Consider the following 24,821-nt stretch of genomic DNA (forward strand, 5'->3'; position numbering starts at 1 on the left):
ATGACAACTGTAACTTCGGCCACTGGCGCCAGCAGCGCCTCGACCAGCTCGGCGCAAAGCGGTTCGGCGCTGAGTGGCGATTACCAGACCTTTTTGCGCATGCTGACGGTGCAAATGCAGAATCAGGACCCGCTGAACCCGATCGAAAGCACGGATTACGCGGTGCAGCTGGCAACGTTTTCCGGGGTCGAGCAACAGGTGGTGACGAACCAGTTGCTGGAAAGCCTCGCGACCCAGATGGGGGTCATGGGCATGGCGCAGCTGGCGGGATGGGTCGGGATGGAGGCGCGCTCGGAGGCCCCGGCCTATTTTGACGGCACGCCGATCACCGTTTCGCCCAACCCGATTCTGGGGGCGGATCAGGCGGTTCTGGTGATCACCGATGAGGCAGGAAAAGAAGTCTCACGACAGATGATCGAGGTCAGTTCAGACCCGATCACCTGGGACGGACGGACCGATTCGGGCGATCTGGTACCCGAAGGGATCTATAACTTCACGCTCGAAAACTACGAGAACGGCGAGCTGCTGGAGACGACGACGGTGGAAACCTACAGCCGTATCGTCGAGGCGCAGGGCACCTCGGCAGGCACGGTTCTGGTGCTTGCAGGCGGCGTGACGATCGGGACGGCGGATGTGACCGCGCTCAGGGACCCGGACGCGTCATAGCGCCAGTCCAAGCCCGAAACCGATCGCCAACACACCCAACCCCGCCAGCGTCGCCCAAATCGGCATCCGGCTTTTTGTTGCGGGCTCTGGCGCCTCTTTAACGGCCTGTGCTTCCAACAGATCGTTCAGCAGCACCGGCAGCCGCGGCCCGAAATGCGTCAGCACCGCCAGCGTCCGGCCCATATCGCGCAGCGCCGCGCGCGGACCAAGGTTTTCGCGGATGTATTTTTCGACGATCGGATGGGCGACTTCCCACATGTTGATCGCCGGGTTGAGCGAGCGTGCAACCCCTTCGACCACAACCATCGTGCGCTGCAGCAAGATCAGCTCGGTCCGGGTCTGCATGCCGAACCGCTCGGTCACCTCGAACAGATAGGCCAGAAGCCGCGCCATCGAGATTTGCGTCGCGTTCATCCCAAAGATCGGCTCGCCCACAGCGCGCAGGGCCAGAGCGAATTCGGTCACGTCGCGGTCCGCCGGCACATAGCCCGCCTCGAAATGCACCTCGGCCACGCGGCGATAATCACGACGGATAAAGCCCATCAGGATCTCGGCATAGACGCGGCGCGTGTATTCGTCGATTTGCCCCATGATGCCGAAATCATAGGCGATGATGTCGCCGTTTTTGGCCACCTTCAGGTTGCCCTGATGCATGTCGGCGTGGAAATAGCCGTCGCGCAGCGCGTGGCTGAGGAACAGCTGCAGCACCCGCTCCGAGAGCGCGACCACATCATGACCGGCGGCCTTGATCGCCTCGACATCGCCCAAGGGCAGACCCTCGGCCCAGCCCAGCGTCATCACCCGGCGCGCCGACATGTGCCAGACCGGATGCGGCACGGTAAAGCCCGCGTCATCCTTGGTATTCGCGTCGAATTGCGAGGCGGCGGCGGCTTCGAGGCGCAGGTCCAGTTCGCCCATCACCACGCCTTCGAAATGCTTGACCACGTCGCTCGGACGCAGCCGCCGCGAAGCGGGCGAGAGCGCCTCGATCATCGAGGCGGCGAAATGGAAGGCGTCGAGATCCTTGCGGAAGGCGCGCTCGATCCCCGGGCGCAGCACCTTCACCGCGACCCGCTCGCCGGTATCGGCGCGATGCGCGGAATGCACCTGCGCGATCGAGGCGGCGGCCACCGGCTCGGAAAACTCCGAATACAGCTCTTCGACCGGGCGGCCCAGTTCTTCGGCGACCGATTTCTTGGCCAGCTCGATCGAGAAGGGCGGCAGCCGGTCTTGCAGCACGCGCAGCTGGTCGGCCAGCTCCGGCCCCACCACGTCGGGCCGCGTCGAGAGCACCTGGCCGAACTTGATATAGGCCGGGCCCAGCGCCGTGATCGCGCGCGTGACCGGCGGCAGGTTCGGGTCGCCCTTGTAGCCCAGCCACTTGAACGGCCAGCCCATAACCCGCGCCACCAGCCGCAGCCGCGGCGGCACGTCCATCGCCTCCAGCGCCACACTCATCGCGCCGGTGCGTTCGAAGGTCGCGCCGGTGCGGATCAGCCGCCAGATGTTGTGAGGCCCCCGCATCAGACCTTCCAGCCCGAATGCAGCGCCGCGATCCCCATCGAGAGGTTACGGTATTTCACGTTCTCGAATCCCGCGGTGCGGATCATCCGCGCGAAACTCTCCTGATCGGGGAATTTGCGGATCGATTCGACGAGGTATTGATAGCTGTCACGGTCATTCGCCACGACCTGCCCCATCACCGGGATCACGTTGAACGAGTAAAGGTCATAGGCCTTTTGCATCATCTCGTTGGGGATCTGGCTGAATTCGAGCACCATCAGCCGCCCGCCCGGACGCAGCACGCGGTAGGCTTCGCTGAGCGCATCGGGGATGCGGGTCACGTTCCGAATGCCGAACGAGATCGTATAGACGTCAAAGGTATTGTCGGCGAAGGGCAGCGCCATCGCATCGCCCACCACCCAGTCGAGTCGGTCGGCCATATCATCGGCCTCGGCGCGCTGACGGCCCGCGATCAGCATCGACTCGGTCATGTCGCAGACGGTTGCGCTGGCACCCGGCGCGCGCATGAGGAAGCGGAACGACACATCGCCCGTCCCCCCCGCCACATCCAGCAGCTTCTGCCCCGGCCGCGGCGCGAGCCAATCCATCATCGCATCCTTCCAGACGCGGTGTATGCCCAGGCTCATCAGGTCGTTCATCACATCGTATTTCGAGGCGACACGCGAAAACACGCCATGCACCATCCCGGCCTTCGCGTCCTCATCGACGGTCTTGAAGCCGAAATGGGTGGTCTTGCTTTGCTCGGAAGTCATCTGTTTCTGGGCCTTGCCGATCCGGGAAGTTTCTCCTTCTTATAGGGGGCTGCGCGGCCGTGACAATGCGACAGGAGCAAGAGATGCCCGAATTACCCGAAGTCGAGACGGTTCGCCGCGGCCTGCTGCCAGCGATGGAGGGCAAGCGCATCCTGCGCGCCGAGATCAACCGCCCCGACCTGCGCTGGCCCCTGCCCGAGCGCATGGCCGAACGGCTGACCGGCGCGCGGGTCGAGCGGCTGCGGCGGCGCTCGAAATACATCCTCGCCGATCTCGATACCGGCGAGAGCCTGCTGATTCATCTGGGCATGTCGGGGCGGATGCTGGTGTCCGGCGTGATGCTGGGCGATTTCCACCTCGATCATCCCGCGCCGCAAAAACACGATCACGTGGTGCTGCACATGGAGGGCGACGCGCGCGTGACCTTCAATGACGCGCGCCGCTTTGGCGCGATGGACCTGGTGCGCACCGACCGCGAAGAGGCGCATTGGCTCCTGTCCGGGATCGGCCCCGAGCCCTTGGGCAATGCTTTCGACGAATCCTACCTGACCGCCGCGCTCAAGAAACGGTCGAGCCCGATCAAGACGGCGCTGCTGGACCAGCATGTCGTGGCGGGGCTGGGTAATATCTATGTCTCCGAAGTGCTGTTCCGGGCGGGAATCGACCCGCGCCGCGCCGCCAACCGCATTTCCGCCACCCGCCTTGCGCAACTCGTGCCGCTGATCCGCGAGGTGCTGACCGAGGCGATCGAGGCGGGCGGCTCAAGCCTGCGCGACCACCGCCAAGCCGATGGCGAGCTTGGATATTTTCAGCACAGTTTCCGCGTTTACGACCGCGAGGACGAGCCCTGCCCGACCTGCACCACCCCGATCCGGCGCATCGTCCAGTCCAGCCGCTCCAGCTATTTCTGCCCCAGATGCCAGCGCTAGACGCCACGGCAGCCGGGAAACCGCCCTTGATAATCGTGTCTGGCCTGCTACGACTCCCGTTCGAAAAAACAGGAAAGGCAGTACCCGCATGGCCTACCAGAATATTCTTGTTGAGATCGAGGATTACGTTGCGCTGATCCGTCTCAACCGGCCCGAAGCCCTGAACGCCCTCAATTCTGCCCTGCTCGGTGAACTGGCCGATGCGCTCAAGGCGGCAGATGCCAATGACAAGGTGCGTTGCATCGTCATCACCGGCTCCGACAAGGCCTTTGCCGCCGGCGCCGATATCAAGGAAATGTCCGAGCAAAGCTTCGTCGACATGTTCCTGTCGGACTTCTTCGCCGGTGAAGGCGAAGCGATCACCTCGACCCGCAAGCCGATCATCGCAGCCGTCGCCGGCTACGCGCTGGGCGGTGGCTGTGAACTGGCGATGATGTGTGACTTCATCATCTGCGCCGACAATGCCAAGTTCGGCCAGCCCGAGATCAACCTCGGCGTGGTCGCGGGCATCGGCGGCACGCAGCGCCTCACCCGCTTCGTCGGCAAGTCGAAGTCGATGGACATGCACCTGACCGGCCGCTTCATGGAGGCCGAAGAGGCCGAGCGTTCGGGTCTGGTGAGCCGCGTCGTCCCGGTTGCCAAGCTGGTGCCCGAGGCCCTCGCTGCCGCCAAGAAGATCTCCGAGAAATCGACGATCGCGACGCTGGTGGTGAAAGAGGCCGTGAACCGCGCCTATGAAACCACGCTGCGCGAAGGCATCCTGTTCGAGCGCCGCGTGTTCCACGCACTGTTCTCGACCGAGGACCAGAAGGAAGGCATGTCGGCCTTCCTCGAAAAGCGCCAGCCGCAGTTCCGCGACAAGTGACGCAATAAATACCTTTCCTTCGCGGCGCTTTTCCCGTATGAGCGCCGCGTACATGCGTGTGGAGCCCGCTCAGGCTAGAATCATCCGGTTCGCTGGAACGACCGGGCTTTGTTGCGCAATCGAAATTGAAACAGACCCGGAAGTTAGGGAAACAGACCCATGGCCAATACGCCCCAGTCCAAGAAACGCGCCCGTCAGAACGAGCGTCGCTACGACATCAACAAAGCTCGCCGTTCGCGCATCCGCACCTACCTGCGCAAAGTCGAAGAAGCGATCGCCTCGGGCGACGCCGAAGCCGCGAAAAACGCCTTCCTCGCCGCTCAGCCCGAGCTGGCCCGTGGCGTGACCAAAGGCGTCCTGCACAAGAACACCGTGGCCCGCAAGATGTCGCGTCTGGCCGCGCGCGTGAAGGCTCTCTCGGCCTGATCCGACGCAGAAAATTTAACATCCCCCGCGGATGTTTTAAGGGCGCCCTTCCCGGCGCCCTTTTTCTATTAATTACATTAATTCAATAACTTAAAATGGCCCTGTTGCATCTCTGCCAAGGCCCTGCAGATTCGCTCCGACAAAACTCACGTCAAGAGAGAAGTTCGGTTGATCAAGCGAGGTTCCGCTTGCTAGCGTCACCTTGCGATTCAGTCGCCTTGGGGGGACATGACGCTACTTTTCACGGTCGGAACGGGCGTAAAAGTCTGCCACGACAAGCAAAACAAGCCGGCACTCTGCCGTGGGAAGTGCGAATCCGATTCTAGAGGCCAGTGCCTCTTTCGGCCCTTAGGCCACCCCGGACTCCGGGGCGGTCTTACATGTTCGTTCGACCGTTTTGCTGGGTGGGGGCCCGGCGCAAACGGGGTGAAGGTCGCAGAATATTATTTGTGTGTATGGGCTGCAAAATGACGCAAGAAACCTGGGGGCGGGTACAAGATGAAATTCTCAAATCGGTTGGAAAGAACAATTTCGCCACCTGGATCGAGCCGCTTCGAATCATCGACCTGAGCGAGGGCATCGCCGCCTTCGAGGCGCCGACGAAATTCATGCGCGACTGGGTCTCCCGCAACTTCGCGGACCCGATCCTGCGCGAGCTGCGCAAAGCTGGCGCCGCCGTTGAGCGGATCGAGATTCGCGTGGCCGAGATTCGCCCCGCGCCGGTGAGCGCTCCGGTCAGCAAGCCGAGCGCGGCCAAGGCCCGCAAGCCGGTGCGCCTTGCCGATGAGACCGACCTGCCGGGCGCGCCCCTCGACCCGCGCTTCACCTTCGACAGCTTCGTCGTCGGCAAGCCGAACGAGCTGGCCCATGCCGCCGCGCGCCGCGTGGCCGAAGGCGGCCCGGTCACCTTCAACCCGCTGTTCCTCTATGGCGGCGTCGGCCTCGGCAAGACGCACCTGATGCATGCCATCGCCCATGAGCTGAACACCCGCCGTCCCGACCTGCGCGTGCTCTACCTCTCGGCCGAGCAATTCATGTATCGCTTCATCCAGGCGCTGCGCGAGCGTCAGATCATGGACTTCAAGGAGATGTTCCGCTCGGTCGACGTGCTGATGGTCGACGACGTGCAGTTCATCGCCGGCAAGGATTCGACGCAGGAAGAATTCTTCCATACGTTCAATGCCTTGGTCGATCAGGGCAAGCAGATCGTGATTTCCGCGGACCGTGCGCCGGGCGAGATCAAGGATCTCGAGGAACGCATCCGTTCGCGCCTGCAATGCGGCCTGATCGTGGACCTGCACCCGACCGATTACGAACTGCGCCTCGGCATCCTGCAAACCAAGACCGAGGCCTATCGCGCGCAATATCCGGCGCTTCAGATCGCCGATGGTGTGCTCGAATTCCTTGCCCATCGCATCACCACCAACGTGCGCGTGCTCGAAGGGGCCTTGACCCGCCTCTTTGCCTTTGCCTCGCTGGTCGGGCGCGAGATCACGCTGGATCTGGCGCAGGAATGCCTCGTCGATATCCTGCGCGCCTCGGACCGCAAGGTCACGATCGAGGAGATTCAGCGCAAGGTGGCCGAGCATTACAACGTGCGCCTGTCGGACCTCGTCGGGCCGAAGCGCGTGCGCACCATCGCGCGGCCCCGGCAGATCGCGATGTATCTGGCCAAGAACCTCACCACCCGCTCCTTGCCCGAGATCGGCCGCCGCTTTGGCGGGCGTGACCACACCACGATCATGCACGGTATCCGCAAGATCGAGGAGTTGAAGAGCTCGGACGTGCAACTGGCCGAAGACCTGAACCTGCTGCGGCGCCTTCTCGAGTCTTGACGCTCGGGGCAAACCGACGGAATGTCCGAAAAAATCTTGAGCCCGGGCGGGAACCTGCTAGGTTTCCGCTCCGGCTAGCGGTGAGGGATGGAAATGAAGATCAGCATTGAACGTGCAGCCCTGCTCGACGCGATTTCGAAGGCGCAATCGGTTGTCGAACGCCGCAACACGATCCCGATCCTCGCCAATGTCCTGATCGAAGCCGAGGGCGATAACGTGCAATTCCGCGCGACCGACTTGGATATCGAGGTGGTCGACAAGGCCCCCGCGCAGGTCGAACGCGCCGGCGCCACCACGGTTTCGGCGGTGATGCTGCATGAGATCGTGCGCAAGCTGCCCGATGGTGCGCTGGTGTCCCTGTCGGACGATCCGGCGGCGGGGCGTCTGTCGGTGCAGGCGGGTCGCTCGAGCTTCAACCTCGCGACGCTGCCGAAAGAAGATTTCCCGGTCATGGCCTCGTCGGAATACACGGCGAATTTCGCGGCCAAGGCGGGCGACCTGAAACGCCTGTTTGACAAGTCGAAATTCGCGATTTCGACCGAAGAGACCCGCTATTACCTGAACGGCGTCTACATGCATGTGGCCACCGGCGAAGATGGCGCAGTGCTGCGCTGCGTGGCCACCGACGGCCACCGTCTTGCCCGCATCGACGCGGTTCTGCCCGAGGGCGCCAATGGCATGCCCGGCGTGATCGTACCGCGCAAGACGGTGAACGAGCTGCGCAAGCTGCTGGACGATGACGATGCCGAAATCGCGGTTTCGGTTTCCGAAACCAAGGTGCGCTTTGCCACACCGGTGGTGACGCTGACCTCGAAGGTCATCGACGGCACTTTCCCCGATTACACGCGCGTCATTCCGATGGGCAACACCCGCCGCCTTGAGGTCGACGCGAAGGAATTCGCCAAGGCCGTCGACCGCGTGGCGACCGTGTCCTCGGAACGCTCGCGTGCCGTGAAACTGAGCCTCGACGAAGACCGCCTCGTGCTCTCGGTCAACGCCCCCGACGCGGGCGCCGCCGAAGAGGAGCTGGCCGTGGCCTATGGCGACGAGCCGCTGGAGATCGGCTTCAACGCGAAATACCTGCAAGAGATCGCCGATCAGGTCGATCGCGAGAATGCGGTCTTCATGTTCAATTCCTCGGCCGATCCGACGCTGATGCGCGAAGGCAATGACACGTCGGCGGTCTATGTCGTGATGCCGATGCGCGTGTGACCCGATCCGGGCGCCGCGGCAGGCAACTGACCAACGCAATGAGGGGCCGATGCTGCGCGAACTGACATTGTTGCAGTTCCGCTCTCATCGGCGCAGCCATCTGGAACTGGATGGCCGCCCGGTGGCGATCTACGGGCCGAATGGCGCGGGCAAGACCAACATCCTCGAAGCGATTTCCCTGCTCAGCCCCGGTCGCGGGCTGCGCCGCGCCAGTGCCGAAGAGCTGATGCGCCGCGAAGAGGCCGTCGGCTGGAAGCTGCGCGCGACGCTGGGCGACGGGCAAGAGATTGAAACCTCGGCCCTGCCCGGCAACTCGCGCGAGGTGCTGATCGACGGCAAATCCGCACCACAGGTCGCGCTTGGCCGCATCCTGCGCGTGGTCTGGCTGGTGCCCTCGATGGACCGGCTCTGGATAGAGGGGGCCGAAGGGCGGAGGCGCTTCCTTGACCGCCTCACGCTCTCGTTTCAGCCCGGCCATGCCGAAAGCGTGCTGGCCTATGAAAAGGCGATGCGTGAGCGCAATCGGCTGCTCAAGGACATGGTGCGCGATGCTTCGTGGTATCATGCGCTCGAACTGCAGATGGCCGAGGCGGCGCAACTGATCCGCGCCAATCGCGCCACCGCGCTGACTCGTCTGGCCGAGGCGCAGGCCGATGCCGAAACCGCCTTTCCCGCCGCCGATCTGACCTTGGTCCAGGATGGCCCCGACGATCTGGCCACCGCCTTGGCCGAGGGGCGCGGGCGTGACATGCAGGCCGGGCGCACGCTGCAAGGGCCGCATCGCGCCGATCTCGAGGCGCGCTATGCCGCCAAGGACCAGATCGCCGCGCAATGCTCCACCGGCGAGCAAAAGGCCCTGCTGATCTCGCTGATCCTCGCCAATGCGCGCGCGCTCAAGGCCGAAACCGGCGAGGCGCCGATCGTTCTGCTCGACGAGGTGGCCGCGCATCTCGATGTGAACCGTCGCGCCGCGCTTTACGACGAGATCTGTGCGCTTGGCGTGCAGGCTTTCATGACCGGAACCGACCCCAATCTGTTCGACAACCTGGGTCCGCGCGCACAATACTGGACGGCATCCGAAGCCGCCGAAGGCACTTCGGTTTTGCATCAGGAGGGCTAGATGAACTATCCGGTTCAGCGCGTGACCTTGATTACGCTGGGCGTCGAAAGCCTGCCCCGCGCGCGGGCCTTTTACGAGGCTTTGGGCTGGGTTGCGACCCAGGCGCAAGAGGGCGTCGTGTTCTTCCAGATGCACGGGGCGGTGCTGGGCCTCTTTGGCCGCGCCGATCTGGCCGCCGATCAGGGGCGCCCGGACGCAAACCTCGGCACCGGCGCGATGACGCTCGCCCAGAACTTCGACACCGAAGCCGATGTCGACGCCGCCTATGCCGCCGCGCTGGCGGCCGGGGCGCAGCCCCTGAAGGCGCCGGAAAAGGTGTTCTGGGGTGGCTATTCTGGCTATTTCGCCGACCCCGACGGCCATGTCTGGGAGCTCGCGATGAACCCGTTCTGGCCGCTCGCGAAAGACGGCTCGCTGACCCTTCCGTCGCAGGCGTAATCCTACCAAATATTGTGTCTGAGGCGTGACATTCCTGCGCTAAGCCCCTATAAATTCGCAACCTAATTCAGGACGCGCAGGCATGACCGAGACCACCCCGAAGAAAAACGAATACGGCGCCGAATCCATCAAGGTTCTCAAGGGCTTGGAGGCCGTCCGCAAACGTCCGGGCATGTATATCGGCGACACTGACGACGGCTCGGGCCTGCATCACATGGTTTATGAGGTCGTGGACAACGGCATCGACGAGGCGCTGGCGGGTCACGCCGACTACGTCAATGTCAAAATCCACGCCGACAGCTCGGTCTCGGTGCGCGACAACGGGCGCGGCATCCCGGTCGACATGCACCCCGAAGAGGGCGTCTCGGCGGCCGAGGTCATCATGACCCAGCTGCACGCGGGCGGCAAATTCAATAACACCGACGACGACGGCAACGCCTACAAGGTCTCGGGCGGGTTGCACGGCGTGGGCGTGTCGGTCGTGAACGCGCTCTCCGACTGGCTGGAACTGCGCGTCTGGCGCAACGACAAGGAATATTACGCGCGCTTCGAAAAGGGCGAATGCGTCGAGCATGTGCGCGAAGTGGGCGACGCACCCGGCGAGAAGGGCACCGAGGTGCGCTTCATGGCCTCGTCCAAGACCCACGACCCCGAAGGCACCTTTTCGAACCTGGAATACTCGTTCAAGACGCTGGAGACCCGCCTGCGCGAGCTGGCCTTCCTGAACTCGGGCGTGCGCATCATCATCGAAGACGAGCGCCCCGCCGAAGCCGTGAAAACCGAGCTGTTCTACGAAGGCGGCGTCAAGGAATTCGTGAAATACCTCGACCGCTCGAAAACGCCCGTCATGCCCGAGCCGATCTACATGCTGGGCGAGGTGCGCGGCATCGGCGTGGAAATCGCGATGTGGTGGAACGACAGCTACCACGAAAACGTCCTGCCCTTCACCAACAACATCCCGCAACGCGACGGCGGCACCCACCTTGCCGGCCTGCGCGGGGCGCTGACGCGCACCATCAACAACTACGCGCAAAGCTCGGGGATCGCGAAGAAGGAAAAGGTCGATTTTACCGGCGATGATGCGCGCGAAGGCCTGACCTGCGTGCTCTCGGTCAAGGTGCCTGATCCGAAATTCTCCAGCCAGACCAAGGACAAGCTGGTCTCCTCCGAGGTTCGCCCGGCGGTCGAGAACCTTGTAAACGAAAAGCTCGGCGAGTGGTTCGAGGAACACCCCGCCGAGGCCAAATCAATCGTCGGCAAGATCATCGAGGCCGCGCTGGCGCGTGAAGCCGCCCGTAAGGCGCGCGAACTGACCCGGCGCAAAACGGCGATGGATGTCGCCTCGCTGCCCGGGAAACTGGCCGACTGTCAGGAAAAAGACCCCGCGCTGTCCGAACTGTTCCTGGTCGAGGGTGACTCGGCCGGCGGCTCGGCCAAACAGGGCCGCGAACGGAAAAACCAGGCGGTGCTGCCGCTCCGCGGGAAAATCCTCAACGTCGAGCGCGCGCGCTTTGACCGGATGCTGTCCTCGGACCAGATCGGCACGCTGATCACCGCGCTCGGCACCGGCATCGGCCGCGACGAGTTCAACATCGGCAAGCTGCGTTACCACAAGATCGTCATCATGACCGATGCTGACGTCGATGGTGCCCACATCCGCACGCTCTTGCTGACGTTCTTCTTCCGCCAGATGCCCGAGCTGATCGAGCACGGCTATCTCTACATCGCGCAGCCGCCGCTCTACAAAGTCGCGCGCGGCAAGTCCGAGGTGTATCTGAAGGATCAGGCCGCGCTTGAGGACTTCCTGATCCAGCAGGGCGTCGAGGGCGCGATGCTGCGCCTTGGCGACGGGCAAGAGATCGCCGGTCAGGATCTGGCGCGGCTGGTCGAAGAGGCCCGCGTGATCCGCCGCATCCTGCAGGCCTTCCCGACGCATTACCCCCAACGCATCATCGAGCAGGCCGCGATTGCCGGCGCGCTTCTGGCGGGCCGCTTGGATGCCGATGCGCAAGGCGTGGCCGACGAAGTCGCCCGGCGCCTTGACCTTGTTGCGCTGGAATATGAGCGCGGCTGGCAGGGGCGCCCGACGCAAGACCACGGGCTGCGTTTCACCCGCATCCTGCGCGGCGTCGAAGAGGCCCGCACGCTCGATGGTCCGGTGCTTCGCTCGGGCGAGGCGCGGCGCCTCTCGCAGCATACCGAAAGCCTGCAAGAGGCCTATGCCAAGCCCGCCAAGCTCGTGCGCAAAGACCGTGAGACGCTGATCCACGGCCCGATCGAGCTGTTGAACGCGGTGCTGCAAGAGGGCGAGAAAGGCCTCTCGCTGCAGCGCTACAAGGGTCTGGGCGAGATGAACCCCGAACAACTCTGGGAAACCACGCTGGACCCCTCGGCGCGCACGCTCTTGCAGGTCCGGATCGAGGACGTGGCCGAGGCGGACGACATCTTCACCAAGCTGATGGGCGATGTCGTCGAACCCCGGCGCGAGTTCATCCAGCAAAACGCGCTGAGCGTCGAAAACCTCGACTTCTGAGGCCCGCGACACCACCAAAGCCCCGGTCGGCACCCGCCACCGGGGCTTTTTTCTTGGCGAACTCTGCCCTCTTGACGCGGCCCGGTGCATTTTGTTAGTGGTCACTCACTTACTTATGGAGTCACCATGCGCAAACGGGCCGAGCTTCGCAAAGCCGAGATCGTCCAGACGGTTCTGGACCTTGCCGACCAGATCGGGCCGGACCGCGTGACCACCAATGCCGTCGCGGGCGAGATCGACGTGACGCAGGCCGCGCTGTTCCGGCATTTCCCCAGCAAGGCGACGCTCTGGCAGTCAGTGGCCGAGCAGCTCGCCGAGACAATGGCCGCCGCCTGGGAGGCCGCCCTGCAAGGCGCAGACGGCCCGGAGGCCCGCATCCTGGCCCTGATCGGCGCGCAGCTTTCGCAGATCGAGGCCACACCCGCGCTGCCGATGCTGCTGTTCTCGCGTGAACTGAACGTCGAAAACGACGCGCTGCGCGGGGTCTTCCGCACGCAGCTCGCGCGCTTTCACGCCCTGCTGTTGGCCGAGGTCGATCAGGCCCAAAAACAGGCTCTGTTCCGGCCTGATATTCCTGCCGATGACGTTGTCGTGCTGCTGACCTCGCTGGTTCAGGGCGTGGCAATCCGCTGGGCCTTGGGCAAGCGCGACTTTTCACTTCTCGATACGGGGCTGCGCCTGCTGAACGCACAGCTCCGCCTGCTTTCGACCGACGAAAGGATCTGACCTGATGCGCCGGAAATGGATCTATGCGACCCTGCTTGGGGCAGGAATTGCGGCGGGGGCCTTTGCACTTAGCCATCGCCCGCTGAGCGTCTCGGTCATCGCCCCCGAGACCGACGTGCCGCTGCGCCTGTATGGGCTGGGCACGGTCGAGGCACGGGTGTTGAGCAAGGCAGGGTTCGACTTGGCCGGAACGCTTGAGGCGCTTTTGGCCGATGCAGGCGACACGGTGAGCGCGGGCCAAGCCCTCGCGCGGCTCCATTCCGCCGAACAAGAGGCCCGTGTCGCCCGCGCCGAACAGGCCGTTCTGGCCGCCGAAGCCGCCCGCGCCAAGGCAGAAGCTGCGATCCCACGCGCCGAGGCGGTTCTGGCGCAATCCGAGGCTGCCAACCGTCGGCAGCAGGAATTGGCCAGAACAGACACTATTTCAGCCCAAAAAGCCGAAGAAGCGCAACGGGACCTTGATGTCGCCACCGCCGATCTGGCGATTGCGCGCGCGGATGTTGCCGTGCTTCAGGCGCAGCTTGAGGACGCCCGCGCATCCCTGCGGCTCGAACAGGCGCTCTTGCAGAAATACACGCTCAGCGCGCCCTATGACGCGCGCATCGTGACCCGCCACGCCGAGGCTGGCGCGGCGGTCAAATCCGGCGACACGGTGTTCACGCTGATCGACCCCGGCTCGATCTGGATTCAGGCCTATATCGACGAGGAACGCGCCGGGCAGATCGCGCTGGAGCAAAGCGGCGAAATCCGCCTGCGTTCCCACCCGCAAGAGACATTCTCGGGTCGTGTCGTGCGGATCGGGCTCGAAAGCGACCGCGTGAACGAAGAGCGCAAGATCTGGCTGCACTGCACCGACTGCCCCACCGAGATGTATCTGGGCGAACAGGCCGAGGTGCGCGTGCTGACCGGCCAGCGCGACCGGGCGCTGATGGTTCCGCAGATCGCGATCCGTGGCTTTGATGGCCAAAGCGGCCGCGTCTGGATCGTGAAGGACGGCAAGCTGGCCGAGGCGACCCTGAGCTTTGGCGCAGGCGATGACCGGGGCCGTGTCGAGGTCGTCAATGGCCTGCCGGATGGCGCAGCAATCGTCTCTAATCCACCTAAAAACGTAGAAATCGGCCGTGCCGTCCGGGTCGAAACGGGGGCCGAATGAACCTCGCGCTCAAGGATATCCGGCACAGCCTGTTCCGCTTTGTGCTGACCTGTTTCGGGCTGGGCCTGCTGATGACGGTCGTGCTGGCAATGATCGGGATCTACAACGGGCTGGTGGCCGATGCGCTGGCGATCGTGAAGGCGCCCGAGGCCGAGCTTTGGGTCGTCGAGGCGGGCACGCAGGGCCCCTTTGCCGAGGCCTCCAGCATCCCCGCCGACACCCGCGACGCGGTGGCGCGCCTGCCCGGCATCGCCGCCTCGGGCGCGATCACCTATCAGACGCTGGAAACCGAGAGCGCGGGCAAGGCGCTGCGGCTTTATGTGATCGGCTATGAAACCGGGCGCCTTGGCGGGCCGTCGCACCTGATTGCGGGCCGCGAGATCGGCACCAGCCATTTCGAGGCCGTCGCCGACCGCAAGACGGGGCTTGTTCCGGGCGACACGATCCGGCTGGGCCGCGACCGCTTCACCGTCGTCGGGCTGACCGAAGAGGCGATGAATTCGGGCGGTGACCCCGCGATCTTCGTGACGTTGGCCGACGCGATTGCCCTTCAGACCGAGATCGCCCCCGCGGCCGAGCGGGTCCGGGCCGCGCGCGGCGCCACGCCGCCCAGCGCCAACAACGTTGCCGCCGTAATCGCACGGCTTGAACCCGACGCGGATGTCGAGTTGGTCGCCGCCACGATCCGGCAGTGGAAACACCTCTCGGCGCTCAGCCAATCCGATCAGGAAAACCTGCTTCTGGCCTCGGTGGTGGACCGTGCACGGCGCCAGATCGGCCTGTTCCTCGGCATCCTGCTGAGCGTCTCGGCGGTCGTGATCGCGCTCATCATCTACACGATGACGATGGAAAAGCTGAAACAGATCGCCACGCTCAAGCTGATCGGCGCACCCGACCGCACGATCCTTGGCCTGATCGTGCAGCAGGCGCTGATCCTTGGTGGCTCGGGCTGGGGGATCGGGCTGACGCTGATCTTGCTGGTGAAAGACAACTTCCCCCGCCGCGTGCTGCTGGAACCGATGAACGCCGCCGTTCTGGCCGGGATCATCGTCGTCGTCTGCCTCGTCGCCTCGGGGCTGGGAATCCGCGCCGCGCTCAAGGTCGATCCGGCCACCGCATTGGGAGGCTGAGATGGCCATCGGAGACCTTCTGATCGACGTGCAACAGGTTGCCAAGCATTACGGCGAGGGAGAAACCCGCGTCGATGCGCTGCGCGAGGTGAACCTGCAGGTCCATGCGGGCGAGGTGATCGCGCTGCTCGGGCCGTCGGGGTCGGGCAAGACGACGCTGCTCAATATCATCGGCTGCATCGTGGCGCCGTCGACCGGGCGCGTCGAGCTGGATGGCGAGCCGGTGTTTGACGGGCATTGGCTGCGCGGCGATCTGCGCAAGCTGCGGCTCGATAAGATCGGCTTTATTTTTCAGGCGCATAACCTCTTGCCCTTCCTGACCGCCGAAGAAAATGTCTCGGTCGTTCTGGATCTGGCCGGGCAATCGCAGGCAGTGGGCAAGGCCCGGGCGCGCGAATTGCTGGATTACCTCGAGGTCGGGCATCGCGCGCCGGTGAAGCCGTCGCATCTGTCGGGCGGCGAGGCGCAGCGCGTCGCGATTGCCCGCGCGCTGGCGAACCGCCCGCGGATCATCCTGGCCGATGAGCCGACCGCCGCGCTGGATAGCAAGCGCGCGCAGCTGGTGATGGACCTGTTGCGCAAGCTCGCCGCCGAGCAAGAGGCCTGCATCGTCACCGTCACCCATGACGAAAAGATCTTTGATCGCTTCGACCGGCTGATCCATCTGCGCGATGGCCGGCTGGAGGATGCCGGCGCCTGACCCGCCCAAGCCGTTGATTTCGGGCCTCCCATGCGCGAAGAAGGGGCAAAGGGGGCAGTCGTGTATCGGGTTTTTCACTTTGCCAGCGGGCTTTGGAACCGCTTGCTGATCAGCAATATCAGCCTGATTTCGGCAGGGGTCGCGTTCTACGCGATGCTGGCGCTGTTTCCCGGCCTGACCGCGACGATCGCGATCTGGAGCTCGGTCGCCGACCCCACGATCATCTCGACCTATCTTGAGGTGGCCGACGATTTCATGCCCCCCGAGGCCTTCGAGATCGTGCAAAGCCAGATCCTCGCGTTGCTCGCCATGCCGAAAAGCGCGTTCAGCATCAGCACGCTGGTCTCGATCGCGGTTGCGCTGTTCTCGGCGCGAGCGGGCGTGGGGGCGCTGATCCTCGGGCTGAACGTGATCCACGGCACCCGGCCCCGCACGACGCTGGCCAGTTTTCTGATTGGCATAGTGATGACGCTGGCGCTGGTGGGCGTGATGCTGGTCGCATTGGCGACGGTGGTTCTGGCACCGATCCTGATCAATCTCTTGCCGTTCCATGCGCTTGGTGGCTGGCTGATGTCGGGCCTGCCCTGGATCGGGATGCTTCTGCTTCTCCTGACGGCTCTGGGCATCCTCTATCGCTATGGTCCGAACGCCGAATTCGGGCGCGATCCGATCCTGTCGATCGGCTCGCTCGTCGCCACCCTGGTCTGGAGCCTCGCCTCGCTGAGCCTGACCTACTACCTCGCGAATTTCGCGTCCTACAACAAGGTTTACGGCTCGATCGGGGCGGTGATCGCGCTCCTGATGTGGCTCTATGTCAGCGCGTTTTCGATCCTGCTCGGCGCGGCCGTAAATGCCGAATGGGCCGAGCGGCGGCGCGACCCTCAGTAGTCTTTCTCAAAGAAGATCCCGATCCCGGTCTCGCCCTCGGCGGTCACCGAGCCGCGCGCCGTCAGGTTCGGCGTCAGATCGAGGTTCAGGTTGATCTCGGTCTTGCCCTGACTGTCGATCGCCACGTCGGTATAGAGATTATCCGAGATATATTTCCCCGCACGCACCGTCGCGGCGCCGGATTCGTCGGTGCTCACGTCAAGATCATCAAGGCCGGTGGTTTCGCGCAGCTTGTTGATGATGCCACCACCGCCCTTGCCCGCGAGCGTCGCCACCGCCGCCGCCAGCTGCGCGGCCTGCAAGGGCGACAGGTTGGTCAGGCCCCGGTCAAACAACAGCCGCGCCAAGACCTCTTCCTCGGGCAGTTCAGGCACCGAGGTGAAGGTGATCTCGGGCTCGCTGGCCGGGCCTTCGATGGCAACCGTCGTGGCATAGTCCGATTGCTTCGTCGTCGCGGCGAAAGAGATCCACGGCATCAACGCGCCCTGAAGCGCAATTCGACCCTCATCCAGCACAAAACGCTTGCCCAGAATGTCGAGACGCCCGCGGATCAGGTTGAACTCGCCCAGCGGGATCACGTTATTCGTGCTGCCAGTAACCGAAAGCGCGCCGCCCAACTCGGCATCAAGCCCACGGCCCCGCACAAAGATCGCACGCTCGGAGGAAATCGTCACATCCAGCGGAAAATCGGCCCCGGTACCGCGCGTTTCGGCCTGCGCCAAGAGCCCCGCCTTGCGGCGCGTTTCATGCACCGAGGCGGGCTCGGCAATATGGGTGATCTCAGGGATCGCGCTGGCCCCGCCAAGCCCCGAAGACGGCACTTGCAGCTCTGTCTCGGAAAGGGTCAGAGCGCCCGAAATCCGCGCGCCGCCCATCAGGGGGCCGCTGATGTCGACCGCGCCGCTCACGCGGGAATCGTAAAGCTCGGGGTCGCGGAACCGCGCGCGATCGAAGGTGATTTGCAGATCGCCCGAATAGGGCGAGGCAAGCGCCACACGACCTCCCAGAGCCACGCGACCGCCCGCCTCCATCGCGCCATCAGCATTGACCTGCGCCTGCCCGGAGGCCAGCTGCACATCCACGCCCAGATCCTTCATCGAAAGGCCAAGGTTCGGCGCCACAACCACCGCCTGGCTCAAGCCGACCTGCCCGGAAAGCGACGACACCGCGAAGGGGCCATCAAGGCGCAGATCAAAGCTCAGCGGACCGTTGATCGAGCGCGGCGCGATAAAGGCATTGAGCAACGCCGACTGGCTCTGCCCCGAGATCGACAGGTCGCCGCCAGACAAATCGGGCCGTAACAGACCCGAAACGCGCGCCTGCGTACCCCCCGGGCCCGAGCCATCCAACGCAAGCTGATAGCCGGCCTCGACATCGGCAAGCGTGCCGTCGATCGTGGCCGGGCCGGGGAAGCTCGGCGCCAGAACGGCCATGTTCACGAGCCGCCCCGAAAGCGCGAGCTTGCGGCTGCCCTCTCCGTCGGCCGCGCTTGCCTGCACATCGAGTTGCGTGGTCTCAAGCCGCGCCGCCGTGATCGCCACACGATCCTTCGCGATTTGCAGATCAAGGCTGGCGATCGCGCGACCGCCTAGCAGCTGGTGCAGCTCCGGCTGTTGCGCGCTCAGGTTCGAGCCCGCCAGATCGAGGGACAGCTGTCCCTCAAGGCCTGCGCCTTCAAACGTCAGATCCCCGTCAACCTGCCCACCGAACCCAATGCCCATCCGCGCCAGATCCGGCAGGCGTGCCTGCGCCGTCATCCAGCTTTGCTCGGAATTCAGATGCCCGGAGCCCGCGAAATGCAGGCCCTCGGCGCTCAGCTCCAGATCCTGCACCGAGATCCCATCCTGATCGCGCCGCATCCGGCCCGTCAGCAGGGTCTCACCGGTCAGCAGCGGATCGACCTGCACCTGCCCGATCGCCAGATCCTGCGCGACCAGATCGAAACCGGTGTCGAACGCACCGGTCAGAACGGTGAACTGCCCCTCAAGCGCGCCGCTGATCGCGCCCGCCAAGGGCCGCCCGGCCAGAGCCGAAAGCCGCGACAGATCGTCGATCCGGGGCTTCAGCAGCCCCTCAATCCGCAGCCCCTCGGTCGGGTCCATCACGCGCGCATCAAGCCCCAGCCCATAGCCCTGACCGGTCAGCGAAAAGCCCGACAGGCGCAACGGCGTGCCCTTGGCCCAGCTGAACCGACCATGGCCACTCAGAAACGGGCCCAGCGCCTCGGCCAGCGCGGCATCGCGGCTTTGCACCCCGCCCAGCATCACCGAGACGGTGCCGCCCAAGCTCGGCATGGTTTGCGACTGGCGAATGCGGCCCGAGCCGGACAGCCGCGCGGCAACGGCCGAAACAACCGGACCCTGCAGCCCGATCACCTGACCGTCGAGGTTCCAGGCCTCATCCTCCGCGGCATCGTAATCAAAGCGCAGCGTCGCGCGACGCAGGGTCGTGCCTTCGCCCGCGAAGGGCAGCGGCACATCCCCGCCATCGGGCAGCGCGATACGCAGGTTCAGATCGGCGCGCTCGGGCAACCCGCCCGGGTTCAGAACCGCCTGACCGGTCAGATCAAAGGCATTCGTCGTCAGATCCAGCGCCGAAAGCTCCATCCGGCCCGTCGCGGCACGCTTGCCTTCGGCCAAAACAGAGACTGTTTCGCCAAAAAACGGCCGATATTCCGCCGGGAACAGGGGCGCGAGGTTCCCCTCCAGATTGGCCGAAAAACGGCTCGATCCGGGCGTGTCCGGGCCGGCAAGCTGCAGCGCCACGGAACCGCCCAGCCGCCGCTGCCCATCGGTCGAGAGCACGATATCGGCTTTGTAATCTTCAAGCGGTGCGTCGCCCGCGATGGCCAGCGTGATCGCCGGCGCGCCGGGCAGCCCCAGCAGTTGCGAGGCAACCCCGCCCGCGGCCTCATCGAACAACAGGTCAAGCGTGAGCTGCCGCGTCGCATTGGCGAATCCCGCATCAATCGAGATCTGGCCCTTGACCTGATCGGCGCGCAGCGCCTTCAGCCGCATCATCCCTTCGCCATTCGACAGCGCGATCGAGCCCGACAGCGACGCCGTCACCGCCTGCCCGATCACCGGCGCGCCCAGTTTGATCTGCTTGGCCTGAATCCGGCCAACCTCAACCGAGACCGGCAGTTCGGGCAGCGAAAACGGGCTTACTTCGGGGCTGGCTGCCTCAGATCCGGCATTCGGCAGGCGCGGCAGGTCGATTTCATCGGCGGAAAGCTCTCCGATCTGAATCCGCCCCGACAAGAGCGCGCCGCGCTCCCAGGCCATCGCGCCCTTGCGGATCGTGATCCAGACGCCATCCGCATCGGCAATTGTCAGCGTGTCGAATGTCGCGCGCGAGGACAGCGCGCCCTCGAACCCCTCAAGCCGGACCGTGACCGTGTCGCTGGAGAGGTTATCTTCGATCAGACTGGTCAGGTACGAACGATCCCGCGCCGTTTCCTCGGCACTGACCTCGGGCGTCAGCGCATCCTGCGCGGCAGAAAGCGCCGGCCAGAGAGACAGAACAAGGATCGCCAAGCCGCGCCGCATCAGAAAGCCTGCCCTATGCCGATGTAGATCTGCGTGCCTTCGCCGGTATCGCCACTGACGGGCTGCGCGATATCGAGCCGGATCGGTCCGATCCCGGTCAGATAGCGCAGGCCGAGACCCGCGCCGGCGTGCCAATCCTCGAAATCGCTGGCGACGCCCGGGTCCGACACGTGGCCCGCGTCATAAAAGGCCACGAGTCCGATCGTCGGCGTGATCCGCGTGCGCAATTCGGTCGAGAAGGCCAGGAATTCGGTGCCACCGGTGCGCAGCGTTCCGCCATCCAGCACATCAACGCCAAGCGACTGATAGGGCTGGCCGCGCACCGTCCCGCCGCCACCCGAGAAGAACAGGTAGTCACGCGGCGTTTCCGCCAGATCAGAGCCGAAAACCTTGCCGAATTGTAGCCGCCCGGCCAGAGTCAGCCGCTTGGTGTCGCCGAAGGCGCGATAGGCCCGGAAATCGCCCTTGATCTGCGCCCCCGTGCCGGTATTGTTGAACCCGACGAAGGGCGTCGCGGTCAGCTCTCCGAAATAGCCCGAGGTCGCATCCAGCACCGAGTCGCGGTTATCCCAGATCAGCCCGACAGGCAGCGCAAGGCTGCTGTAGCGCGTGGTATCGCCGCCCTCATCCTCGACATCCTGCCAGCCATAGCTCAGCGCAGCCGACCCCGTCAGGCGCGGGTTGAAGATATGCTCAAGGCCAAAGCCCAACCGCGCGCCGGTGCTGATGTAATCGGCCTCATGTGCGCGATAGATCTCGGCCTCGACAAAGGCGGAGGTATCGGCGCCCAGCGTTGCGGGCCGGTCGATCCGCGCCCCGAGGCTGTAATCCATGCCGCCATTTGACCCGCCGATCCCCTCGATGGCGCCATCCACGCGCAGCCGCGCGCCGCCGCCAAAAAGGTTGCGATGCAGCCAGTAGGCCGACAGATCGAGCCCGTCGAAACTGGCCAGTTCTGCGCCAAAACCGAGCCGTCGCAAAGGTGCCTCGGCTACGGTCAGCGTCGCATCAAGCGTGTTTTCAGGTGAAACAGTGTCTGATTCCACCAAAGACACGGCGTTGAAGATGCCCGTCCGGCGCAGGCGCTGACGCACCTCGTCCAGATCGTCGGGATCGAACCACTCGCCGGTCGGGAAGCCCGCGATCTTGGCCAGGCGGCGCGGGTTCATCCGCTCGTAACCGGTCATCTCCATCTGGCCGAACCGCAGCCGTTCACCGGGCGCGATCGTGATCGCGGCATCCAGCAGGCTCTTGCGATGATCGGCGCTCAGCGCCTGCGTTCCGACGGCGGCCTTGGCGTGGCCGGTCTGCCGCCAGCCCTCGATCCCGGCCGAGACGGCCTCCTGAATGACCGAAACCTGCGCCACCGCGCCGGGGCGGAACCCCTCGGGCAGCTTGGTGTGTTTCGCAAGCGGCGCCAGCTCGGCCTTGCCGAAGGTGAAAACCGGACCCGGCTCGACCGAAATCTCGACGCTCGACAGGGTCTCGGGCGCGTCCAGAAGCGCAATCGTCGCCGCCTCACGCCCGTTCAGCCGCAGCGAAATCCGCCCGCCATAATAGCCCGCATCATAGAGCGTCGCGAGAAGGCGCGAATAATCCGCCAGAGCGGCCGCCAAAAGCTCTTGCGTGGTGGTTTCGGGGTTGTCGGCGGCGGTCACCGTGACCGAGTTCTGCCGCAGTGCCGCGCGCAAATCGTCAGGCGCGCCCGGTGTGGAAAACTGCAGGTCAAGGGCCATCACTGCCGAGGCGCTGCCCAGTGCCAGCACCAACCCCATAACCGCTTTCGCAGAAACACTCACGACACACCCCCCGGTTCGGCGCCAGAATCGCATTCGCGCGCCCGGAACGCCAGTGTTCATCGCCGTGATTTTCGGTCCGCTGCGCGGGATCGGCGAAAAAGTGATCGCTCTAGCGGATCATCGCCCCAAAGATCCGGTCCATGTGCTTCGACAGATAGATCGCGAGCCATTTTGAAAAGCGTTCGGGGTGGCGCTGAACCTCGGCGGCAAGGTCATAAAGCCCGACCCAGCGAATCTCCGAAACCTCGGCGGGGTCGGGCTCGATCGTCATGCCGGCGCGGGCATAGGCCAGATAAACATCGACGACCTCGTGCTCGATCAGCCCGTTATCGACCTCGGCGCGGTATTCAAGCCGGTCCGCATGCGCCGGATACAACCCGCGAATGCCCAGCTCTTCGCGCAGCCGCCGCACCGCGCAATCCTCGGCCCGCTCGCCCCATTTCGGATGGGTACAGCAGGTGTTCGACCACAACCCTCCCGAGTGGTATTTGCCGCCCGCACGCTTCTGGATCAGGATCCGGTCCCGATCCACGACAAAGATCGACACCGCCTTGTGGCGGAGCCCAAGCCGATGGGCTTCAAGTTTCTCGACGGGGCGCAATTCCCCTTCGACCCAGGCAGGGATGATGTCATTCATATGGTCACGGCCCAAACGCATAACGCCGCCCTAGGATATACCCTGAGGCGGCGTTGTCATCCGGTCAGCTTGTCTCTGGGGCAGCTTGACGCGCCCCGGGGCCGAAATCAGGACTTGACGGCCTCGGCCGCCTGCTGCTCGGCGCGGCGGGTCAGCTCGGCGCGATAGAGCGCGACGAAGTCCACCATGTCGAGGTTGAAGGGCGGGAAACCGCCGTCGCGGGTCACATCCGACACGATGCGGCGCACGAAGGGGAACAGCTGGCGCGGGCATTCGATCAGCAGGAAGGGGTGCATCTGGTCTTCCGGCACGCCTTCGACGTGGAAGATGCCGCCGTAATCCAGCTCAAGCAGGTAAAGCGGCGTGTTCGTCGCCTTGTTGTTCGCGGTGATCTTGAACTTGGTCAGAACCTCATACTGGTTCTCGGCAGGGCGCTTGCGCGCATCGAGGCTGACCTGAACAGCCATCTCGGGCTGCACTTCACCAGCTTGCAGGCCCTTTTGCGCAACCGCATTCTCGAAGGACATGTCGCGCACGTATTGCGCGAGGATCTTCATGGTCAGCTGCGGCTGGGCAGCGGCGGCGCCGTTATTCGCTTCGGTCATGGCTGTCTCCAAAATTTCGTTGCGCAGGGTTTAGCACCCCGTGCCCCGCGCCTCAATGGCGAGTCCAGCCCGAATCTCCAGGCCGCGAGGGCGGAATATCGTCGATTTCCTCGGCGTCGATGATGTCGGGCGCACGCGGATCGCGCCAATCCTGCTCGGGCCAGTCCTGCGCGGCGCCACGGATCGTGCTGCCGCCCATCGAAAAGCTCTGAACCTTCACCCGTTTGGAAATGTAGCTCAGCACCAGATCGCGGAATTTCGGGATCAGGAGCGCAATCCCCAGCCCGTCGGTAAAGAACCCCGGCGTCAGCAAAAGCGCGCCGGCAAACAGGATCATCGCGCCATGCGCCAGCGGCCGGCCCGGATCGCTCATTTCGTCGAGCGAGCGGCGCAGGTCCTGCATCGCCGCAGCCCCCTGCGAGCGCATCAGCGTCATCCCCACCGCCGCCGTCAGCAGCACAAGCCCCAAGGTCGGCCAGAGCCCGATCAGCCCGCCAACCTGAATGAACAGCCCGATCTCAATCAACGGAACGAGCGCGAAGGCCAGAAACAACCACATTGCCGTGTTTTCACCTGCTTTTGCATTTGCTTGGGGCTGGTAGACTTGAAACTGCCCCTGCCCTACATAGGTGGAGACTAGCAAAATACCAACCGCCTCCGGGAAAGGAGCCGCATGTCCAGCGCCGTGATCCAGCTGATTGTCCTTGCCGCGATTGCGATTTTCCTCGTGTTGCGGCTCAAGAATGTTCTGGGCACCCGGGAAGGGTTCGAAAAGCCCATCGTTCCCGAAGATCAACCCGAACCCAGCGCCCGCAAGCGCTTTGAGGTGATCGAGGGCGAGAAGGACCACGACATCATCGACAACGTCCCCGAAGGCTCCGACGCCGCGCGGGCGCTGGCGGCAATGAAGCGCATTGAACCCTCGTTCCACGTGACGGAGTTCCTGAGCGGGGCGCGCGGCGCCTATGAAATGATCGTGATGGCCTTCGAGACCGGCAAGCTCGACACGGTGCGCCCGTTCCTTGCACCCGATGTGGCCGATGCCTTCGAGGCGGCGGTTAATGCCCGCACCGAGCAGGGGCTTGAGGTGCAGGCCGAATTCCTCGGACTGCGCGAGCTTGTGCTGCAGGAGGCCGAGCTTGACCCGGCGACCGGCGAGGCGGAAATCACCGTGCGCTTCGGCGGCGAACTGATCTCGGTCGCGCGCGATGCCAATGGCAACGTGGTCGAAGGCGACCCGAAAACGCCGCGCAAACAGCGCGACATCTGGACCTTCGCCCGCAAGATGGGCAGCGCGGACCCGAACTGGCAGCTCGTCGCAACGGGCGGCTGACC

General features: G+C 64.4%; 22 protein-coding genes. 15 read left to right on the plus strand and 7 right to left on the minus strand.

The features are described 5' to 3' along the window. Complete coding sequence (locus tag CLN94_RS08225) at positions 1–666, plus strand: flagellar hook capping FlgD N-terminal domain-containing protein (RefSeq protein WP_096433062.1); 666 nt, start codon at positions 1–3, stop codon at positions 664–666. On the opposite strand, the gene ubiB is transcribed toward CLN94_RS08225, so the two are convergent. Beyond that, positions 661–2,190 carry a 2-polyprenylphenol 6-hydroxylase gene (gene ubiB / locus CLN94_RS08230; protein ID WP_096433064.1) on the minus strand — a complete coding sequence of 510 codons (1,530 nt, stop codon included), beginning with the start codon at positions 2,188–2,190 and terminating at the stop codon, positions 661–663. The genes CLN94_RS08225 and ubiB overlap by 6 nt on opposite strands. Beyond that, on the minus strand, positions 2,190–2,942 hold the full coding sequence (gene ubiE / locus CLN94_RS08235; RefSeq protein WP_096433066.1) for a bifunctional demethylmenaquinone methyltransferase/2-methoxy-6-polyprenyl-1,4-benzoquinol methylase UbiE: 753 nt from the start codon (positions 2,940–2,942) through the stop codon (positions 2,190–2,192). The genes ubiB and ubiE overlap by 1 nt, the downstream gene beginning before the upstream one ends. Positions 2,943–3,025: 83 nt before the next feature. Here ubiE and mutM point away from each other — a divergent pair, with 83 nt between their 5' ends. The 13 genes from mutM to CLN94_RS08300 all read left to right on the plus strand — a co-directional run bounded on the left by mutM (position 3,026) and on the right by CLN94_RS08300 (position 16,897). Beyond that, positions 3,026–3,871 carry a bifunctional DNA-formamidopyrimidine glycosylase/DNA-(apurinic or apyrimidinic site) lyase gene (gene mutM / locus CLN94_RS08240; RefSeq protein ID WP_096433068.1) on the plus strand — a complete coding sequence of 282 codons (846 nt, stop codon included), beginning with the start codon at positions 3,026–3,028 and terminating at the stop codon, positions 3,869–3,871. Positions 3,872–3,959: 88 nt separating this feature from the next. Beyond that, positions 3,960–4,736, plus strand: a complete 777-nt coding sequence (locus CLN94_RS08245) for an enoyl-CoA hydratase (RefSeq protein ID WP_096433070.1) — start codon at positions 3,960–3,962, stop codon at positions 4,734–4,736. Positions 4,737–4,895: 159 nt separating this feature from the next. Further along, positions 4,896–5,162: a 30S ribosomal protein S20 gene (gene rpsT, locus CLN94_RS08250; protein WP_096433072.1), complete on the plus strand. Its 267-nt coding sequence runs from the start codon at positions 4,896–4,898 to the stop codon at positions 5,160–5,162. Positions 5,163–5,629: 467 nt separating this feature from the next. Beyond that, entirely contained in the window at positions 5,630–6,997 is a 1,368-nt protein-coding gene (gene dnaA / locus CLN94_RS08255; RefSeq protein WP_096433297.1) for a chromosomal replication initiator protein DnaA, read from the plus strand. Between the two features lie 93 nt (positions 6,998–7,090). Next, positions 7,091–8,209, plus strand: a complete 1,119-nt coding sequence (gene dnaN, locus CLN94_RS08260; RefSeq protein ID WP_096433299.1) for a DNA polymerase III subunit beta — start codon at positions 7,091–7,093, stop codon at positions 8,207–8,209. Between the two features lie 49 nt (positions 8,210–8,258). Then, positions 8,259–9,329 carry a DNA replication/repair protein RecF gene (gene recF, locus CLN94_RS08265; RefSeq protein WP_096433074.1) on the plus strand — a complete coding sequence of 357 codons (1,071 nt, stop codon included), beginning with the start codon at positions 8,259–8,261 and terminating at the stop codon, positions 9,327–9,329. After that, positions 9,330–9,767, plus strand: coding sequence for a VOC family protein (locus tag CLN94_RS08270; RefSeq protein WP_096433076.1), 438 nt, complete (start codon positions 9,330–9,332; stop codon positions 9,765–9,767). Between the two features lie 82 nt (positions 9,768–9,849). Further along, positions 9,850–12,300 carry a DNA topoisomerase (ATP-hydrolyzing) subunit B gene (gyrB, locus tag CLN94_RS08275; RefSeq protein ID WP_096433078.1) on the plus strand — a complete coding sequence of 817 codons (2,451 nt, stop codon included), beginning with the start codon at positions 9,850–9,852 and terminating at the stop codon, positions 12,298–12,300. Positions 12,301–12,426: 126 nt separating this feature from the next. Then, the gene (locus CLN94_RS08280; protein WP_096433080.1) at positions 12,427–13,026 is read left to right on the plus strand and encodes a TetR/AcrR family transcriptional regulator; all 600 of its coding nucleotides are present in this window, start codon (positions 12,427–12,429) and stop codon (positions 13,024–13,026) included. 4 nt (positions 13,027–13,030) lie between these two features. Beyond that, a complete protein-coding gene (locus CLN94_RS08285; protein ID WP_096433082.1) occupies positions 13,031–14,179 on the plus strand; it encodes an efflux RND transporter periplasmic adaptor subunit in 1,149 nt (382 codons plus the stop codon). Beyond that, entirely contained in the window at positions 14,176–15,309 is a 1,134-nt protein-coding gene (locus CLN94_RS08290) for an ABC transporter permease (RefSeq protein WP_096433084.1), read from the plus strand. The genes CLN94_RS08285 and CLN94_RS08290 overlap by 4 nt, the downstream gene beginning before the upstream one ends. Position 15,310: 1 nt before the next feature. Beyond that, on the plus strand, positions 15,311–16,009 hold the full coding sequence (locus tag CLN94_RS08295) for an ABC transporter ATP-binding protein (RefSeq protein WP_096433086.1): 699 nt from the start codon (positions 15,311–15,313) through the stop codon (positions 16,007–16,009). Positions 16,010–16,069: 60 nt separating this feature from the next. Continuing rightward, positions 16,070–16,897 carry a YihY/virulence factor BrkB family protein gene (locus CLN94_RS08300; RefSeq protein WP_179300273.1) on the plus strand — a complete coding sequence of 276 codons (828 nt, stop codon included), beginning with the start codon at positions 16,070–16,072 and terminating at the stop codon, positions 16,895–16,897. Here the strand turns inward: CLN94_RS08300 and CLN94_RS08305 are convergent. From CLN94_RS08305 to CLN94_RS08325, 5 genes are all read right to left on the minus strand, one after another. Further along, complete coding sequence (locus CLN94_RS08305) at positions 16,891–20,445, minus strand: translocation/assembly module TamB domain-containing protein (protein ID WP_096433090.1); 3,555 nt, start codon at positions 20,443–20,445, stop codon at positions 16,891–16,893. The two genes, CLN94_RS08300 and CLN94_RS08305, sit on opposite strands and share 7 nt — an antisense overlap. Further along, positions 20,445–22,244 carry an autotransporter assembly complex protein TamA gene (locus CLN94_RS08310; protein ID WP_245845158.1) on the minus strand — a complete coding sequence of 600 codons (1,800 nt, stop codon included), beginning with the start codon at positions 22,242–22,244 and terminating at the stop codon, positions 20,445–20,447. The genes CLN94_RS08305 and CLN94_RS08310 overlap by 1 nt, the downstream gene beginning before the upstream one ends. 109 nt (positions 22,245–22,353) lie before the next feature. Beyond that, entirely contained in the window at positions 22,354–22,881 is a 528-nt protein-coding gene (gene idi, locus CLN94_RS08315; protein WP_096433094.1) for an isopentenyl-diphosphate Delta-isomerase, read from the minus strand. A 107-nt stretch (positions 22,882–22,988) separates the two neighbouring features. Next, positions 22,989–23,486 (minus strand): protein-export chaperone SecB, encoded by a 498-nt coding sequence (secB, locus tag CLN94_RS08320; RefSeq protein WP_096433096.1) that lies wholly within the window; start codon positions 23,484–23,486, stop codon positions 22,989–22,991. Positions 23,487–23,538: 52 nt separating this feature from the next. Then, positions 23,539–24,045 carry an FxsA family protein gene (locus CLN94_RS08325; protein WP_096433098.1) on the minus strand — a complete coding sequence of 169 codons (507 nt, stop codon included), beginning with the start codon at positions 24,043–24,045 and terminating at the stop codon, positions 23,539–23,541. 114 nt (positions 24,046–24,159) lie between these two features. Between CLN94_RS08325 and CLN94_RS08330 the strand changes: the two genes are divergently transcribed. Then, positions 24,160–24,819, plus strand: coding sequence for a Tim44/TimA family putative adaptor protein (locus tag CLN94_RS08330; protein WP_096433100.1), 660 nt, complete (start codon positions 24,160–24,162; stop codon positions 24,817–24,819). Positions 24,820–24,821: the final 2 nt, after the last annotated feature.

This window comes from Pseudothioclava arenosa, assembly GCF_002358085.1.
Lineage (GTDB): Bacteria > Pseudomonadota > Alphaproteobacteria > Rhodobacterales > Rhodobacteraceae > Pseudothioclava > Pseudothioclava arenosa.